Genomic DNA, 16,736 nt, shown 5'->3' on the forward strand with positions numbered 1-16,736 from the left:
TTGGGTCGGATACCTGGGGCGTTGCCCCAGGCTGGTATAGAGCGCGCCTTCAGCGCTTACCCTACCGAGGGATGGGACACCTGGACAGGGGATCTATAGAAGCCGACCTACAGATTCGTACTAGAGATTCATGCCATCTTCAAAGATAGATTCTTGCCATAGTCGCGGAATTTTCCGGTTGCTATGATCACCGCACTATGCTCCGTCAGGCGATTCGCAAAATCCCGGGCGTGCCGCAGCTGATCAAACTCAACACTGATTTTGAGGACTGGTGGTTTGACTGGCGTCATGGCACGGATACTTCGGCTGACCGTGCCGACCAGGCTCGCAAGGGCTGGGAAACCGATACCACCAACCATACCTATGTCCCGATCCGTCCCAAATGTGCGCGGCGTGTGCTGCAGGCTCTGCCGGTGACGAATCCTCAGGAGTACACCTTCATCGACGTCGGTTGCGGCAAAGGACGCATGCTTCTTATGGCTCTGGAGGAGTATTCCTTCCGTACCGCCATCGGGGTGGAGTTGCGCAAGGAGCTGAGCGATCTCGCGAAGTTGAATCTTCACAACGACGATCGCGCACGCCTGTGCTCCGCAACGTGCATGAACGTGAATGCGATGGAATTCCGGTTTCCAGACGAAAAGCTGGTCGTGTACCTGTTCAATCCGTTCGGCGAAGAGGTGATGCGGACTGTTCTGGAGAACCTGGGACGGTCTCTGGAGTCGTCCTTCCGCGATGTCTGGGTCATTATGGATTTCCCCGTCTATGCAAACGTCGCGGACAGTATGCCGTATCTTTCCTTCGTCACAGAGGGTTACGACTATCGCATCTATCGTTCTAAGAATCCACAGTCTGTGGCTGTTGCGGCCTAGGACACACCCTAGCGTTCACCGAAGAGGGCGGCAGCCGAATTATGGCTGCCGCTTCTCTTTAAGCGGTTCGAATCAGTCCGAGTTGCGTGAGCGCGGTGACGCCATCGTCCAGACCAACCTCCTCGGCGATCTTTCCATCCTTGATGCGGAGAACGGTGGTCCCGGTGAAGTGCATCTTGCGGCCGCTGTTCATGGGCAATGATCCGGCCAGGAAATCGCTGAAGGCCGGTCCGGTGTGTGTACCGCCACCCTCCCAGCGTCCGACGACGTAGTCACCTTCAGCGATGAGATCCGCCGCTCCCCAGAAGTTGAGGTTGGGGAAGGCCTGGCGGAATCCCGTCATAAATGCCTTGATATCTTCGTGGCCGCGGCGTGGCTCGTGCAGTGAATACTGCAGCAACATGTCCGGGGCCGCAAGTTCATCAACGACGTTGAGGTTGACCGTTGGTCCCCAGAACTCGGTGAACCAGCGTCCGACGAGAGCCTTGTTCTGTGCTTCCTTCGACATACTTGTGTTCCTTTGGGTTGAGATAGCAGAGACAAGATGTCGCTCTGCAGGTCAAAACCTAACCGGACAGAGTGCCGATCACATCCCGGATCTTGCCGCCAAAGTGCTTTGCCCCACGCATCGCAGACGGCCCAAGTTTGAAAGCAAGAATCGGAGTGTCCTATTCCACACATCTCAATAACGTTGGTTCTGGAAGAGAGACACATATGAAAGCGGAGATCGAAAACGTAGAGCTTGCCTCACAGCAGGGCGGCTTGCCACTGTCACACGCAACACGCGCGGTATCGCGCATCGCGTCGCTGGACTGGAAGCTCATTGCAGACGAGCTCAACGACGCAGGCAATGCTCTGCTGAAGAACATCTTCACAGCGCAGGAGTGCCAAGCCCTGGCAAGTCAGTACGGGAGCGATGAGTTGTTTCGCAGCCGTGTCGTTATGTCGCGGCATGGTTTCGGCCGCGGCGAGTACAAGTACTTCCGTTATCCGCTGCCTGCGTTGCTGCAGGGGCTGCGCACGTCGCTTTACGAGAGACTGGCTCCGATTGCGAATCGTTGGAACGAACAGATGGGCATCGACATCCGCTATCCGGCCGAACACGCTGCGTTCATCGAGCGCTGTCATCAGGCAGGGCAATTGAGGCCTACACCGCTGCTGTTGCAGTATGGCGCTGGAGACTATAACTGCCTGCACCAGGACCTCTATGGCGAGCATGTCTTTCCCGTTCAGGTAGCGTTTCTTCTGTCGGAGCCGGGGAAGGATTTTACCGGCGGCGAGTTTGTCCTGACTGAACAGCGCCCAAGAATGCAGAGCCGGGCTGAAGTTGTGCCGCTGCGCCAGGGAGATGCTGTCGCTTTTGCGGTTCACCACCGCCCGGTGCAAGGCGCGCGCGGCAGTTATCGGGTGAATCTTCGTCATGGCGTCAGTCGTCTGCGGTCGGGACAACGTTATACCGTTGGCGTTATCTTTCATGACGCCACATAGTGGAGAACTATGACCCAGCGGCTCTTCCAAACTCAGGCGCCGTCACCGCTACCAAAGGATCTTCTCGGTCCAGGCACGGCAGTTCTCGCCGGCTTCGCGCTTGCTGTGGAGCACGATTTACTTTCCGCTCTGAAGCGCGTCACCGAACAGTCGCCATTTCGCAATATGGTGACGCCGAGCGGATTCCGTATGTCAGTCGCGATGTCGAACTGCGGCGAGCTGGGATGGGTGACAGATCGAACCGGTTATCGCTATGACCACATCGATCCGCAGACGAATGAGCCCTGGCCCGAGATGCCGGCGGCGTTCAAAGAGCTGGCGACTGGCGCTGCGAAACAGGCAGGCTTCCTAGGGTTCGCCCCGGACGCATGCCTCATCAACCGGTACGAACCGGGCTCGAAACTGTCATTGCATCAGGACAAGGATGAGCGTGACTATACGCAGCCGATCGTCTCGGTCTCGTTAGGCCTGCCTGCGACCTTTCTCTTTGGTGGACTGAAGCGAACAGACCCGATTCAACGCATCCAGGTAATCCATGGCGACGTGCTTGTGTGGGGAGGGCCTGCGCGGTTGCGTTATCACGGCATTGCGCCACTGCGAGACGGCATGCATTCGCAGCTTGGAGCCGTTCGCTACAACCTCACCTTTCGGAAGGCCGGCTGAAGAGGCTGTATCGACAACTTCGCACCTCACTGCAGAGTTATAGAGCGGGCCTTCGGCTCTCGATCATTCAATGTGCCGAAGACCTGGAGCGTTGCCCCAGGCCGGTATAGAACACGCTTTTCCACCCCAATGAACGCGTTCATTGGGGACCCCGGCCTTCAGCGCTCAGAGCTCTAGTAGATGTAAAACGGATTGCTCCGGCCCGAGTAGAGCAATCTGGTACGCTTTCGGATTGAATGTGACATGGAAGGGACCGAATGGTGAGAAGGATTGCAATAGTTTGTCTCCTGCTTACTCTGAGTTCTGAAGCTCAAACAACTGAATCCTGCAGAGTGATTCACGGCCGTGCACACGAGTATTGTGGGGATGGCCAGCTTCGCATCTGGCACATCGGAACACACCGCGACTTCGAGCCGGACGAGTCCTCCTGGCAGAGGGTTGAAGCATGGCTCCGGGCTGGAGCGAAGCCAACTGGTGCTTGTCAGCTTAACGCTGATCTTTTTGCCGACTTTCTGATTTGTCCAACGGAACCCTATAAGAAAGGGGCGGTGCAGGAAGCAAAGGTAAAAGCCGCCTATCATCGGCGTTATGTCCTGTGGAATTAGTCGATCATAGCGATATTGCCGGGTTTCTGGGTGTTTTGTCAGTAATCCGGCAGTTTTATCCCAGGCGCGGGCTGCCGATTTCAAGTCCTTACAAGAGGGGTCTATAATCCCGGCCCAGAAAGGGGACTGCGATGGCCACAGATACCAAGCAAATCGCACGTAGGTTCATGGACGAGTGTTGGAGCCAGGGGAAGCTGGAATCGATCGGTGAACTGGTTTCGGATAACTGTCGTATCCATGATCCTGTCTTTCCCGCCCTCACCTCGGGAGCGGACAACCTCAAACGTCATATAGGTATGTGCAAGAAGGGCTTTCCTGACCTCAAGTTTTCGATCGACGATACCATCGCCGAACGCAATGAAGTCGTGCACCACTGGACAGCCCAGGGCACTCACAAAGCCGAATTTCTCGGCATGCAACCCACCAACCGCAAGGCAACGGTCACAGGGACATCGATCTACCGTATCGAAGGCGGCAAGATCGTTGAACAATGGGCCGATTGGAACCTTATGTCGCTGATGGAACAACTCGGAGTCAGTAAGGCTCCCTCGATGGAAGGGCAAGCACGCGACTCAGCCGTTAAACAATCACGAGCCTGACGAGCACTTCCACGCCCGTGTTTTAGTTCCTACTGAAAACCGAGAACACATTCGCGCTGCCTTCAGCGATGGGGGCAGCGCCTTTAGTGCGGTCTTCTGACTTGGCAGGTTCTGGGAAATGGTTGATTTCGATGGTCGGGGCGGCATCACACTTGACCTGATCACGCCTACTCCACCTCCGGCATCTTGCGATGTCTTCACAGTGCAGCATGGAGAACAACAGTGTGCAACGGTAATCGATCGCGGTATAGCATCACCCTCTGCCTAGCGTTCGTCTTCACATCATGCGGCGCCCATGCACAGCTTTCGGTTCCCGGAAGCTCACCGGACCTGGATACAAAGCTGGCCTCTTACTTCAACGATTTCTCCAGCCGATTGACGTTCAAGCAGCGAATAGAAGAATTCGCTGCGAAGAACCAGGGCCATACTCCGACCGAGCTGGTCATTGAAGAGCACAACGTTGAGGCGTTTGTTGATCACGGCGTTCACCCTCCTCAGGGCGTCTCTCCTTTGGTGGTGTCGGCTCTCGCGAATTCTGATGTAGTAGTGCAGGGAATTCCGTACATCTCGCGTTCGCTGCCGGTTCAGGATGAAACATTTTTGTTTACTCAATATGCGGTTCGCGTGCAGCGGGTGTTTTCCGACCCTTCAGGTCGCGTGCGCCCCGGCGACACTATTATTGTTTCTCGTCAAGGTGGAGTCCTTGTTGTTCAGGGCATACCTGTCAGGGCAGTCGAGACCGCATTCGATCAGTTCACCCTGAATGTGCCCTATGTTTTTGCCCTCAAAAGGGTGCCACACACCGAGACATATCTCGCCATCGCATCCTGGACCTTTGTCCTATCCAACGGAGTTGTCACTTCGGCTTCAAAACTCGATGCAAAGACGCTACGCGCGAAATCATCGGAACAATTCGTCAATGATCTTCAAGAAGTCCTGAAGTCGAGAAGGTAGGAGGGGCTGGCGTGAAGAGATTCCTAAGCATACTTGTGTGTTTTCGGGAATGCGCCAATTAGCACTAAATGGTTGATTCGATGGTCGGGGCGGAGGGATTCGAACCCCCGACCCTCTGCTCCCAAAGCAGATGCGCTACCAGACTGCGCTACGCCCCGACTTGATAATTTCTGCGAGCCAGCCGGAGAGGTCTCCGACGCGCCGCGCTGTTTGATTTTACCTTAGCTGGCCGGGGTAGGGTCTGGCGCGTCGATGAATTGGGTTGCTCTGATAGCGCCCAGGGCTCCCTAAGTTGAGAACTATAGAGCGGGCCTTCAGCCCTTGGTTTCTCAATATGCCCAAGACCTGGGGCGTTGCCCCAGGCTGATATAGGGCGCGCCTTTCCACCCCAATGAACAAGTTCATTGGGGACCCCGGCCTTCAGCGCTTATATCGTCTGGTCCTCGGATTTCTGCATCACCCTGATTCTGAGTTTCCCGGATTTGTCGATACTGCTCTCTAACGCTGCCAGACCGGGTGCATCGGGATGCCGAGGAGCCAGCCCAGCAGCCAGATGGTCACCATGACCGGAACCGCAAGCAACGCCAGGAACATAGCTCCCAGAAGGAACAGGAAGATCCAGTCCTTCCAGGTATGCCGGCGAGGCTCGGTAATGTGGCGGGTTAGCAGCTCATAATTGCGGCGGTTGGCCTTCCAGGCGATATCGAAGGCGTCGCCGACGAATGGAATTGCACCGACCACTACGTCGATGCCGATGTTGGCCATCATGCGCAGCAGGCCCGCAATGGGCACGCCGCGAGCCCAGGCGGCGATGACGATGACGGAGCTGGCGAGGCCGCTCAACAGGTCTCCGATGCCGGGGACTAGGCCGATGATGCCGTCGATGCCAAAGCGGATTGAGGTGCCGGGAATGCGGAACCAGTCGTCGAGCACCCGGGCGAGGAACTCCAGGTTCTCATCCGAGAACGCACCCGAGCGGCCGATGCCGCGCGGGCGAAGCACTTCTCCGTAGGTTGTGGGACGCGAGTTCATTGCTTCGGGGGATTGGATGCCGGCGGAGGCGTCTTCTGCTGCTCCTCCTGCTTGCGCTTGTCGGCTCCCTCGGTCACGTCCTGACCTTCATAGATCAGGCGGATCGTCGAGCGGAAGCGCTTGTAGTTGGTGTAGCGCACATACGAGCGGACATGCACGTCCTCGCCGATAGAACCGTCCTGCGCGGCAAAGTGCAGAATGCCCTCGCCCTTGGTGTAGGTGGGGAACCAGTACTTGCCGTCGATCTGCTCGTAATAGGTGGTGTAGGGAATGTGCAAATCTTCGTGTCCGCGACGCAGGTCATCGGGAACGGTCTTGCCGTTTACCAGCACGATCTGGAAGTCCTGCTGATCGACGTAGACCTTGCCCTGGAAGTAGCGCTGGTTCTTCTCGATCGTCTTCGGCTCGGCGGAGAGCACGTAGGTGTCAAGCTCGTCGATCTTCTGCTTGCCGATGTATTTGATGTTGTACTGCGGCAGATCTTCGGCGGTGAGCACAAAGGGCAGCTTGCGTTCGATGTCCTGCACGTCCGAGGGGGACATGATGATGCGCTCCAGCGTGTTCTGCGGAGCGAAGACGACGTTCTCTACCTGCCGGCCCTCTTTGCTGAAGGTGATGTCGGCCACCATCTGGTACTCGCCGTCGATCTTGTTCACATCGTTCAGGGTCTGGATCTTCACCGTGCGCCGGAAGCCGTAGTCTTCACGCACCTTGGCGAACTCACTCTCGCGGGCGCCCATCTTCTTGACGATGTCGTCGGGCGTCAGGCCGGCGGGAGCCGTGGTGTCTAGCGGGCCAAAGCCTGAGTTCTGCGCAAAGGCGGCCGAAGCGCAGAGAAGAACGAGGGCGGGGAGAAGGCGTTTCATAGGGACTATAAGGATAGACGCTAAAGGCAGTTCCTAGTTGCTGGTTCCTGGTTGCTGGTTCCTGGTTGCTGGATAGTTGGAAGTTGAAAGTTCACCCCAACGAACAAGTTCGTTGGGGACCCGTTGAAACCGTACTGTGTAGGCAGTTTGTGCCTATGCGACCCGGCTGGCGCTTAAAAAGCATGGGTGGGGCTCCGTTCGTTGCCCCACCCACGCCGTACGTCTTCAACTTTCAACCTACAACTTTCAACGAAAATGCGCAGCTATCGCTGCGCATTTTCAACGGCTTGCGCGACGCGCAACGCCATGCCTTCGTCGAAGTGTTTGCCCAGGATCTGGACACCGATCGGCAGGCCGTCCTTCGTGTTTCCGCAGGGGACGGAGACGCCGCAGATACCCGCCAGCGATGCCGCGACCGTGTAGACGTCGGCCAGGTACATGGCGACCGGGTCGTCTGTCTTCTCGCCCAGCTTGAAGGCCGGGGTCGGCGTCATGGGAGTGACGATGGCGTCCACGTCGGCGAAGGCTGACAGAAAGTCGCGGGTCAGCAGGGTGCGGACCTGTTGGGCCTTCTTGTAGTACGCGTCGTAGTATCCGGCGGAAAGAGCGTAGGTTCCCAGCAGGATACGGCGCTTGACCTCGGCGCCGAAGCCGGCGTCGCGGGTCTGGCGATACATTCCGGTCAGCGTGGGCGCGGACTTGTCGCGCAGGCCGAAGCGTACACCGTCGAAGCGCGAGAGATTGCTCGAAGCCTCTGCCGTGGCGATGACGTAGTAGGTCGGAATCGCGTAGCGGGTGTGCGGCAGGCTGATCTTCCTGATCTCGCAGCCGGCGGCCTTGAGGTCGGCGATGGACTTCTCGACTGCCGCACGGATCTCGGGATCCAGACCCTCGCCGAAGTACTCCTCCGGAACGCCGATCTTCAGGCCGGCGACCGGTTTCTGGCTCTCCGCGACGTAGTCGTTGACCGGAGTGTGCGATGCGGTCGCGTCCATCACGTCTGAACCTGCCATCACGCCGAGCAGTGTGGCGGCGTCCTTCACATTCCTGGTGAACGGTCCGATACGGTCGAGCGAGGAGGCAAAGGCAATCAGACCGTATCGGGAGACGCGGCCCCAGGTGGGCAGCAGACCGGTCACGCCGCAGAAAGCTGCGGGCTGGCGGATCGATCCCCCGGTATCGGTACCCAGGCTGGCGACACAGAAGCCTGCGGCAACCGCTGCGGCCGAGCCACCCGAGCTGCCGCCGGGAACACGGTCCAGAGCGCGGGGATTATGTACCGGGCCGTACGCGGAGTTCTCGTTCGAGCTGCCCATGGCGAACTCGTCGCAGTTCAGCTTGCCCAGCAGCACAGCGCCAGCAGCTTCCAGCTTCGCGACGGCGGTGCAGTCATAGGGCGGATGGTAGCCTTCGAGGATCTTCGATCCGGCGGTCGCGGGCGAGCCGACCATGGTCAGCACGTCTTTGATCCCGAGCGGGATACCGGCCAGCGGCGGCAGTGGATCGCCGGCCTTGGCCAGAGCGTCGATCTTTGATGCTTGAGCGAGGGCGCGATCCTTCGCCAGCGAGAGATAGCTGTTGATCTTGCCGTCCTCTTGCGCGATACGCGCATAGTGGGCTTCGGCGAGAGCGGTGGCGGTGGTCTCACCGCTGGTCAGCGCAACGCGCGCCTGGTCAATGCTCAGGGTCTCAAGATTCATTAGCGTTCAATCACCTTCAGCGTTCAATCACCTTCGGGACCTTGAAGAAGCGGTGGTCCGCTTCGGGTGCTTCCCGCAGCACCGCGGTCCGGTCAATCGAGGGGCGCACGACGTCTTCCCGCAGCGCCTCGGCGGAGGCTTCGATCTGTCCGCCAAGAATCTCGCTGACCTGCGCCATCGGCGGAACTCCAGCCGTATCCAGCTCATTCAACTGGTCGATGTGGCCAAGAATGGCGTTCAGGTCTTTTTGCATGCGGGCGACTTCGTCGTCTTTCAGCTCGAGCAGGGCCAGCTCGGCCACGCGGCGTACGACGTCAAGGGTTACCGTCTCACTCATCACTTCTGAGTATAGCGAGGCCGCTCCTGGCCCGACACAAAGCGCAGCCCGGTCACGGAGACACCGGCGACTTTCTTCAGGTCGCCCACCAGGCGTCCGCACATGGCCTCAAGCTGAGGCCGCCATGCTGGGTCGTCCACGTAGAGGATGACGGTGCCTTCTTCGAACGCAGTCACCTGGCTGTGCGCGGCAATGGCAGAGCCGGCGACGACCGGCCATGCGGCCGCCAGCCGGTCGGTCTCGCTGAGCGTGCGTAGCGACTTACTCAGCGTGTTGCGCAGCACATCCCTCATCCGTTCCATTGGTTACACCTTCTGATAGCGCTCTGCGATCCAGCGTTCGACTTCGGCCAGCGACTCGATGGCCGTGTGCGGTTCGCCGCAGCCGGCCTCTTCCGTTCCCCGAATGAGGAAGACCTGTTCTATGCCTGCAGCATGACCGGCGGCAAGGTCGGAGCAGCGGTCGCCCACCAGAATACTGGTAGCAAGGTCGATGCCGAGCTCGCGCTCGCCCTTCAGCAGCATGCCGGGGCCGGGCTTGCGTTCTTCGCACTCACGCTTGTATTCGCCGACACCATGCACCGGGTGATGGCAGCAGTAGTAGACCGCATCGACGTCGGCCTGCTCGCGGTCGAGTTCGGCACGCATCCAGACCATCAGCTCATGGAACTGCTCTTCGGTGTACATGCCGCGGGCGATGCCGGCCTGGTTGGTAACGATGGCCACCTTCATGCCGTGCGCGCGGGCTGTGCGGATGAGCGACATAATGCCGGGCATCCACTGGACATCTGGAATCTTATGCAGGTAGCCAATTTCGACGTTTACTACGCCGTCACGATCAAGAAATAAACAGGGAGGAGCCACACGTTAAGGATACAAGGCATCCGCGGTCGCGCTTGTGCACTCTTACCCGCGCATGGCGACGACACAACAACACGAACGCGATGCGAAGGTAACTCCCTCGGGCCCGAAGGGTGACAACCCGGCAACCGCCGGTCCGGGACAGACGAAGGTGAACTCCCGCACGCCGGAGAACAAGGCCGGAGAGATCGATCCGGCAGCGCCGGGGCAGACTGGAACGACACCGGGGTCGACGAGGGTGCCTGGAGAGTAGTTGTCTTCGGAAGCGTTGAAAAGCAGGTCCTTCACTAATCACCGCAGCGAATAAGTTCGCCGGGGACCCCGACCGTTCAGGAACATTTATAAAGAAAACTTGAGACCCCCCAACGAAAAGCCCCGGCGGGCCGGGGCTTTTTCGTGAGTCGTAGAGGTATTTAGAACGGGTTGATCTTGCCCAGACCCTTCTTCTTCTTGTTCTTGGAGGAGCTCTCCTCGCTCTTATCGATCGAAGGCTTCGGAGCTTTCTTGCCGTTGGCGGGTGCCTGCTGGGCTGCAGGAGTCTTCTGACCAGGGGCGATATCGTTCACGGTGTCTTCCGCCGCGGCGGGCTTTTCAACCGGGGGGACTGCCTGATTGTTCTCAGCGCCACCGACGGCCTTCAGACCGAACGTCCGTGGCGTCTCGCCAGCCTTGGGTGTCACGATCTCGATACCGACGCCGTTTCCGCCCGCCGGCGCGGCTGCCGGAGCCGTCATATTGACCGCTCCCGCGTTCGGAGCCGAGCCATCCGCCGGGTTGTTGATGTCGTTGAAGCCGAGCGGAGTCGCGGGCGCCGCCGGGGCACCAGGCTGTGCTGCCGCCGGCGTTTCAGAGGCTGCGGCTGCGGGAGCTGCCTTGACTGCCTTGGGAGCGGCCGCGGCCGAAGTGCCGGGGTTGAGCGCCTCTCGGAAGGAGTCTTCGACAAACTTTGCTACTTCGGGCGCCAGGGTCGGACGCGGATCAGCCATGGTGGGCTCACCAACCGTGGCGGTCTGGACGACGTCCGGGTGGCGCAGGAACATGATCTTGGCGATATCGAGCAGCTTGTACTGCGAGCGGCTGTTTTCCAGCGCCTGGCTGGCTGCGGTCTGTTCCTGGCTGGCCTCAGGCTGCGGGCGGTTCAGAGCAGCGATACGGTCGCGGGCATCCTCAACATGGTTGGAAGCAGAGTGCTCGGTCACAGCCCTGGTATAGGCGGCCATCGCACGGTCATCGAACTCCTGCTCCAGCTTGGCCTTCGGACCTTCGGGAAGATTGGTTCCACGTACGAAACGCGCCTGCGCGGCATAACCGTCACCGATACCAATTAGCACCTGGTCCATGCCGCTGTAGAGCGGATAGGTGTCGGCCACTGTCTGATAGCGGGCGATGGCGGCGGCCCAGTTCTCGTGGGAGGCGTAGAACGAAGCGACCTCGGCTTCACGGGTGGCCAGTACTTCCTGCACCTCACGCAGACGCTGCTTGGCCTGCGGCACCAGCGTGGACTGCGGGAACTGCTGAATCATGTTCCGGTACTCTTCCTGCGCGTGCATCGCCTTGGTGTAGTCGCGGTCAGGCTTATCCATCTGGCGGAAGTAGATGTCGCCGACGCGCATCTGAGCTTCGGCAGCTTCGGGCACGTTGGGGAAGAAGGTGATGAAGTCCTTGTACTCGGCCTCGGCCTGGGCCAGGGCGGCGGAGCCGCCTTCCTTGTACCAGCTATCGGCGACGGCCAGCTTGGCGCGCATCTGGTACTGCGAGTCCGGATAGGTATTGAGCATGGTCTGCAGGTCCAGACGGGCGACGTCGAAGTGGCCCTTGTTCAAGGCCTCGAGCGCCTTGTCGTAGAGCTGCTTGTCGGGCAGGTTCTTGTCCACGTCGGCCAGTGGGTTCCGCTTCAGGCGCTTCTTCTCGGCGGCCTTGGTGTCTTTGGACTGCTGAACCTTCTGGTCCTTCTTGGATTCCTTGGGTTCCTTCGGTTCATCCCCTTTGCGCTTCTTTGCCTGCTTGCCCGTGGAGAGCGTGACGCTCTCAGACTGCGAACCGTCAGGATTCGTGCCGGCCGTCTGTGCGTGCAGGCTCAGTGAACCAGCCAGAAGGGCCGCAGCCACGGCGGCGGAAAGCGGTGCGAAACGGGTCGAGAAAACAAAACGGCGCATGCAACCTCACTGCTCTCTGGATGAGAGAGCGCAACCTTCCCCCGGCTTAGCGGGCACGGCAGGAAGGTGTGTTTATTTTAGACGGTCAGATGGCGAGATGGGGTATGGTCCCGATGCTTTTACAGGCACCCCGAATTATCTCCCTGATGTGGCTAGTTCAGTCTTTCGCGCCAGTTCAGCCTTCCGTGCCAGATCCAGCAGGCTGCGGGCATCTTCGACTGCCTGTCCGCGGCCAAAGACCGAGGTACCGGCGACCAGCAGCTCGGCTCCGGCCTTCACCACGCTCTCCACTGTCGTGTGGTCGATGCCGCCGTCGACCTGAATGCGAAAGTCCAGGTCGCGCTCCTGCCGCATCTGGGCAAGGCGCTCGATCTTTTTCAGGGTGCTGGGAATGAACGCCTGCCCCCCGAAGCCGGGGTTTACGGTCATCACCAGTACGTGATCCACAATGTCCAACACATCGGTGAGAAACTCCACCGGAGTCGCCGGATTAATGACCACACCGGGCTTCATGCCGTGGCTCCGGATCAGCTCCAGCGTGCGGTTCAGGTGACGGCACGCCTCCCACTGCACGCTCACCCAGTCGGCGCCGTTGTCGGCAAAGGCGGGGATGTAGGCATCGGGGTTGGCGATCATCAGGTGGCAGTCGATGGGCAGCGTCGTCGCCTTGCGCAGACTATTCAGTACCGGCGGCCCGATGCTGATGTTGGGTACAAACACGCCATCCATCACATCGAAATGGACCACCGTGCCACCGCCTTCGGTAGCTTTAGCGACGTCCTCAGCGAGGTGGGCAAAGTCGGCCGCGAGGATGGAAAAGCAGAGCTCGGTCACAGGTTCGAGTGTACCAAGCGTCGGCCCTATATCTGTGCACGTTTTATGCCCGCAGTGCACGTTTACGCCTGTGCGCGGGCAGATGGAGTAAGCTGCGTCTACCCACTTCAAACGGAATGGCTCCGGCCAAAACCAAGTGGCTTCGGCCAAAACCAAGTGGCTTCGGCCAAGGAGATCGATCCCCCCTATGCCTCTTCCGAACGATGAACGCGTCGTCGACCTCGCCAACCGTATTCTTGCCCAGTTTGACACGCTCTTCGGTCTTCATCCGGGTTTCCGCGCTGCTCATGCCAAGGGGCTGATGCTGACCGGCACCTTTACAGCGGCGTCTGAGGCTCTGTCCCTGACCAGCGCGCCGCATGTCTCCCGTCCGTCGACGCCGATAACGGCTCGTTTCTCGAACTCCACCGGTCTGCCGATGATGCCGGATAGCGTGGCGGATGCTAATCCGCGCGGCCTGGCGATCCGTTTCAACCTGGCCGAGCACGTCCATACCGACATCGTCAGCCATTCCATCGATGCCTTCCCGACGCGTACCGGCGATGAATTTATCGAGCTGCTGAAAGCCATCGGCGCCAGCGGGCCGGATGTCCCTTCGCCTAAGCCGGTTGAGGTCTTTCTCGGCTCGCATCCGGCGGCGCTGGCGTTTGTCCAGGCTCCCAAGCCCTTCCCGATCAGCCTGGCGACCGAAAGCTACTTCGGCGTCACCGCGTTTGCGTTTACCAATGCGCAGGGCGAGACAAAGTTTGGCCGCTATCGCATCGTTCCGGAGGCGGGCAAGCAGTTCTTCACCGACGAGGAAGGGGCGAAGCTTGCCCAGAACTACCACTACGACGAGATCGCCGAGCGCGTCGCCAAGGCGCCGATCAGGTTCCGGATTCTGGTACAGGTTGCCGGCTCGGAGGACACAGTCGATGACGCCACGGTGCACTGGCCGGAGTCGCGGCCGCTGGTGGAGCTGGGTGTGGTGGAGTTGAACGCTGTCATGCCGGACTCCCTGGCACAGCAGAAGCACATCATCTTCGATCCCATTCCGCGCTGCGAAGGGATTGAAGCGTCTGCCGATCCGTTGCTGGAGCTGCGGGCGGCCATCTATCTGTTGAGCGGCCGCCGCCGCCGTGCGGCGCAGCCGGCGTAGAGCATTTTTCCTGTGGGCGTAGTGGAGGGGCTTGTGCATCTGTGGGCGTTTTCCTCAATGAAAACGCCGCTGCACGCTCCTCGCGGGATACAGCAATAGGAAAATGCTCTAGAAAAAAAGCTTTGCGCTCGCCTGGGGCTTACTAAAGATACGCTTGCAACCCGTCCGGAAGCTGGTTATGGTGTTTGTCGCTGTTTGTACAACGCAATTACTTGCGCCATTCTCAAACTAAGTTTGGGTTTTGAAACGAGGCAGCGGGAGACTCTCCCGCTGCCTCAGGACAAGACGGCCGGGAGGTCTTTGATGCGCTGCCCCTCCACCATGGTCGACGAGTCTGGACGATTGCGGGCGCTGGAGGAGTACGCTCTGAGCGAGCGGCTCGGCCTTCCTGCGCTGGCGCCGGTTGTCCGGCTCGCGGCTGAGATGTTCCAGATGCCGATGTCGGCGGTCAATTTGATCGGCGAACAGCACGTCTTCTTCGCCGCCCGTTACGGCATTGATGGTTGTGACATGTCGCGCGATGTATCGTTTTGCGCGCATGCCATCCTGCAAAACGATGTCATGGTGGTGCCTGACGCTACTCATGACGTCCGCTTCCACGACAATCCGCTGGTGACCGGTGAGCCGGGAATCCGGTTCTACGCCGGGATGCCTCTGCGTTCTCCTTCCGGACATGCCATCGGCGCGCTCTCTGTCATTGACCGGTCGCCGCATGCGACCTTCTCGGAACGTGACCAGGAACGGCTTCGCGACTTTGCAGCACTGGTCAGCGACAAGCTGGAGTTGCGCAGGCTGGAGGTGGCGCAACAGATGAGCCGGTTCCAGCAGATCGCGGCGACATCTCCGGGGCCTTTGCTTGGCTTCAATCGAAAACTTGAGCTGACCTTCTGTAATGGTGCCGCGGCAGCTGTCCTGGGAGCTTCGCGTGAGACGTTACTCGGTCGCCTTATTGGCGAGATTCTGCCGCGTCTGGACGAGCGGCGGATTCTGGAGTTCATCGGCAATGTTATTGCCACCGGAGTCTCGCAGCATGTCCCCATCGAAACCCTTGCCTTGCGTTCTGAAGGCGCAATGCTGCCGGTCGAGGTCGTGTTCTTCACCTGGAAGGAAGAGGGAGAAGATCGTTACGGCCTGATGCTGACCGATATTACCGAGCGGCGGAACCATGAGCAGGAGCTCTTCCGGCTGGAGAACTTCGACAAGCTGACCGGCCTGGCTAATCGCAAGGTTCTGCGCCATGAGGTTGCCGGGGCGTTGGAAGAGCACGTTGCCCTGGCGCTGCTAGTGATCGATCTGGACAGCTTCAAAGACATGAACGACACGCTCGGATACAAGGCGGGCGATGAACTGCTGCATGCGTTGTCAGAGCGGATGAACTGCCTGCTGAAGCCGGGCGACATGCTGGCCCGCATGGGGGGCGATGAGTTTGCCGTGCTTCTACGCGGGTGCGAGCTTCCGGCCGTCCGTGCCTTTGCGAACACGCTGTTGACCAATATCGGCAAGCAGCTCGACGTTGCTGACCATAGCATCCGTGTAACGGCGAGTTGCGGCATCGCGCTCGCTACAGAGCAGCAGAGCGACGCGGAAGAGTTGTTGGGAAATGCGGACCTTGCCCTGTACCAGGCCAAAAGTCTCGGCCGTGGTCATGTGTCGGTCTATCTGCCGGCGCTTCGCCAGGAGGCCATCGAGCGGCGGCAGTTCGATGCCGAGCTCCATCATGCCGTCGAGAATGAGGAGTTCGAGCTCTTCTATCAGCCACAGATCCACCTGCAGAGCGGCACCCTGGTGGGAGCCGAGGCGTTGATTCGCTGGAGGCATCCCCAGAAGGGATACCTGGCTCCGGCGGCGTTTCTTCCCTTGTTGGAGGTTAGCTCCCTGGCGGGAACCGTCGGGACATGGGTGTTACGGAAGGCGTGTGAACAGGCGGCTCTCTGGCGCCAGAGGGACGAAGGCCGCTTCCGCATGGGAATCAATCTCTTTGCCGCCCAGTTCCTTACCGGCGATCTGGTGGAACAGGTGCTGCAGAGTCTCGACGACTATCGTCTGCTGCCGCGGAACGTGGAGCTGGAGATCACCGAAAACATCATTCTGCACCAGGATGCCGTGATTCTGGACACATTGAGGCAGTTGCGGGAGGCCGGAGTCTGCATCGCCTTCGACGACTTCGGCACCGGCTTTGCTTCGTTGAGCCTGCTTCGCGATTACCCCGTCACGCAGATCAAGATCGATCGGAGCTTTACCAGCAACATGTGCTGCTCCACGCGGGACGAGGCAACGGTTGCGGCGACGATTGGCCTGGCACGGAACTATGACCTGGATGTCATTGCCGAGGGCATCGAGACCGAAGAGCAGTTACAGAAGCTCAAGCGGATCGGATGTGATGAGGGCCAGGGATATCTCTTCGGGAAACCGATGCCTGCGGCGGAGTTTGAGAAGAAGTTCTTGGCGTCGTAGAGGTGTGGCAACAAATTTGATTAACCCATACACCGGGTGCCTGTAGGAGGTCAAGAGGTTGTTGACATCTGGAGCCTGCTGATGGGCGGGCGTAGGTTGAGGCTAGCATGAGGTCTTTGTTGGTTGTAGAAGTCTGTCCAAGGGGCGAGTTGGGTGTCTCTTTGTTCTGAGTTTTCCCAGT

Annotated in this window: 18 protein-coding genes and 1 tRNA gene; 8 read left to right on the forward strand and 11 right to left on the reverse strand. The window is 59.4% G+C overall.

The genetic code is table 11. The features are described from left to right. The first annotated feature begins 230 nt into the window (after positions 1-230). Positions 231-869: a class I SAM-dependent methyltransferase gene (locus tag AB4Y89_RS17125; RefSeq protein ID WP_442302154.1), complete on the forward strand. Its 639-nt coding sequence runs from the start codon at positions 231-233 to the stop codon at positions 867-869. A gap of 58 nt (positions 870-927) precedes the next feature. On the opposite strand, the gene AB4Y89_RS17130 is transcribed toward AB4Y89_RS17125, so the two are convergent. Then, positions 928-1,377: an ester cyclase gene (locus tag AB4Y89_RS17130; protein WP_442302155.1), complete on the reverse strand. Its 450-nt coding sequence runs from the start codon at positions 1,375-1,377 to the stop codon at positions 928-930. A 206-nt stretch (positions 1,378-1,583) separates the two neighbouring features. Here AB4Y89_RS17130 and AB4Y89_RS17135 point away from each other — a divergent pair, with 206 nt between their 5' ends. From AB4Y89_RS17135 to AB4Y89_RS17150, 4 genes are all read left to right on the forward strand, one after another. Then, positions 1,584-2,357: a 2OG-Fe(II) oxygenase gene (locus AB4Y89_RS17135; protein ID WP_442302156.1), complete on the forward strand. Its 774-nt coding sequence runs from the start codon at positions 1,584-1,586 to the stop codon at positions 2,355-2,357. Positions 2,358-2,366: 9 nt separating this feature from the next. Then, positions 2,367-3,020: a DNA oxidative demethylase AlkB gene (gene alkB / locus AB4Y89_RS17140; RefSeq protein WP_442302157.1), complete on the forward strand. Its 654-nt coding sequence runs from the start codon at positions 2,367-2,369 to the stop codon at positions 3,018-3,020. Positions 3,021-3,756: 736 nt separating this feature from the next. Next, positions 3,757-4,224, forward strand: coding sequence for an ester cyclase (locus tag AB4Y89_RS17145; RefSeq protein ID WP_442302158.1), 468 nt, complete (start codon positions 3,757-3,759; stop codon positions 4,222-4,224). 222 nt (positions 4,225-4,446) lie between these two features. Continuing rightward, on the forward strand, positions 4,447-5,178 hold the full coding sequence (locus tag AB4Y89_RS17150) for a hypothetical protein (protein ID WP_442302159.1): 732 nt from the start codon (positions 4,447-4,449) through the stop codon (positions 5,176-5,178). Positions 5,179-5,259: 81 nt separating this feature from the next. On the opposite strand, the gene AB4Y89_RS17155 is transcribed toward AB4Y89_RS17150, so the two are convergent. The 7 genes from AB4Y89_RS17155 to AB4Y89_RS17185 all read right to left on the reverse strand — a co-directional run bounded on the left by AB4Y89_RS17155 (position 5,260) and on the right by AB4Y89_RS17185 (position 9,976). After that, positions 5,260-5,336: transfer RNA gene (locus tag AB4Y89_RS17155), tRNA-Pro, on the reverse strand. Positions 5,337-5,676: 340 nt separating this feature from the next. Then, positions 5,677-6,210: a DUF4112 domain-containing protein gene (locus AB4Y89_RS17160; protein WP_442302160.1), complete on the reverse strand. Its 534-nt coding sequence runs from the start codon at positions 6,208-6,210 to the stop codon at positions 5,677-5,679. Beyond that, positions 6,207-7,076 carry a hypothetical protein gene (locus AB4Y89_RS17165; protein ID WP_442302161.1) on the reverse strand — a complete coding sequence of 290 codons (870 nt, stop codon included), beginning with the start codon at positions 7,074-7,076 and terminating at the stop codon, positions 6,207-6,209. The genes AB4Y89_RS17160 and AB4Y89_RS17165 overlap by 4 nt, the downstream gene beginning before the upstream one ends. 263 nt (positions 7,077-7,339) lie before the next feature. Continuing rightward, entirely contained in the window at positions 7,340-8,776 is a 1,437-nt protein-coding gene (gene gatA, locus AB4Y89_RS17170; RefSeq protein ID WP_442302162.1) for an Asp-tRNA(Asn)/Glu-tRNA(Gln) amidotransferase subunit GatA, read from the reverse strand. 16 nt (positions 8,777-8,792) lie between these two features. Beyond that, positions 8,793-9,113 carry an Asp-tRNA(Asn)/Glu-tRNA(Gln) amidotransferase subunit GatC gene (gene gatC, locus AB4Y89_RS17175; protein WP_442302163.1) on the reverse strand — a complete coding sequence of 107 codons (321 nt, stop codon included), beginning with the start codon at positions 9,111-9,113 and terminating at the stop codon, positions 8,793-8,795. Further along, positions 9,113-9,415 carry a DUF721 domain-containing protein gene (locus AB4Y89_RS17180; protein ID WP_442302164.1) on the reverse strand — a complete coding sequence of 101 codons (303 nt, stop codon included), beginning with the start codon at positions 9,413-9,415 and terminating at the stop codon, positions 9,113-9,115. The genes gatC and AB4Y89_RS17180 overlap by 1 nt, the downstream gene beginning before the upstream one ends. Before the next feature lie 3 nt (positions 9,416-9,418). After that, on the reverse strand, positions 9,419-9,976 hold the full coding sequence (locus AB4Y89_RS17185) for a D-glycero-alpha-D-manno-heptose-1,7-bisphosphate 7-phosphatase (RefSeq protein WP_442302165.1): 558 nt from the start codon (positions 9,974-9,976) through the stop codon (positions 9,419-9,421). 52 nt (positions 9,977-10,028) lie between these two features. Here AB4Y89_RS17185 and AB4Y89_RS17190 point away from each other — a divergent pair, with 52 nt between their 5' ends. After that, positions 10,029-10,226 carry a hypothetical protein gene (locus tag AB4Y89_RS17190; protein WP_442302166.1) on the forward strand — a complete coding sequence of 66 codons (198 nt, stop codon included), beginning with the start codon at positions 10,029-10,031 and terminating at the stop codon, positions 10,224-10,226. A 160-nt stretch (positions 10,227-10,386) separates the two neighbouring features. Here AB4Y89_RS17190 and AB4Y89_RS17195 read toward each other — a convergent pair whose 3' ends face one another. Next, on the reverse strand, positions 10,387-12,129 hold the full coding sequence (locus tag AB4Y89_RS17195) for an outer membrane protein assembly factor BamD (protein WP_442302167.1): 1,743 nt from the start codon (positions 12,127-12,129) through the stop codon (positions 10,387-10,389). Positions 12,130-12,264: 135 nt separating this feature from the next. Continuing rightward, complete coding sequence (gene rpe / locus AB4Y89_RS17200; protein WP_442302168.1) at positions 12,265-12,963, reverse strand: ribulose-phosphate 3-epimerase; 699 nt, start codon at positions 12,961-12,963, stop codon at positions 12,265-12,267. Positions 12,964-13,150: 187 nt separating this feature from the next. On the opposite strand from rpe, the gene AB4Y89_RS17205 reads away from it, so the two are divergent. Continuing rightward, entirely contained in the window at positions 13,151-14,101 is a 951-nt protein-coding gene (locus tag AB4Y89_RS17205; protein WP_442302169.1) for a catalase family peroxidase, read from the forward strand. Between the two features lie 303 nt (positions 14,102-14,404). Beyond that, positions 14,405-16,555 (forward strand): putative bifunctional diguanylate cyclase/phosphodiesterase, encoded by a 2,151-nt coding sequence (locus AB4Y89_RS17210; RefSeq protein WP_442302170.1) that lies wholly within the window; start codon positions 14,405-14,407, stop codon positions 16,553-16,555. Between the two features lie 50 nt (positions 16,556-16,605). Here AB4Y89_RS17210 and AB4Y89_RS17215 read toward each other — a convergent pair. Further along, the coding region (locus tag AB4Y89_RS17215) for an integrase core domain-containing protein (RefSeq protein WP_442301167.1) at positions 16,606-16,736 on the reverse strand (131 nt) is incomplete at its 5' end.

This window comes from Terriglobus sp. 2YAB30_2, assembly GCF_052114765.1.
In the GTDB taxonomy this organism is placed as follows: domain Bacteria; phylum Acidobacteriota; class Terriglobia; order Terriglobales; family Acidobacteriaceae; genus Terriglobus.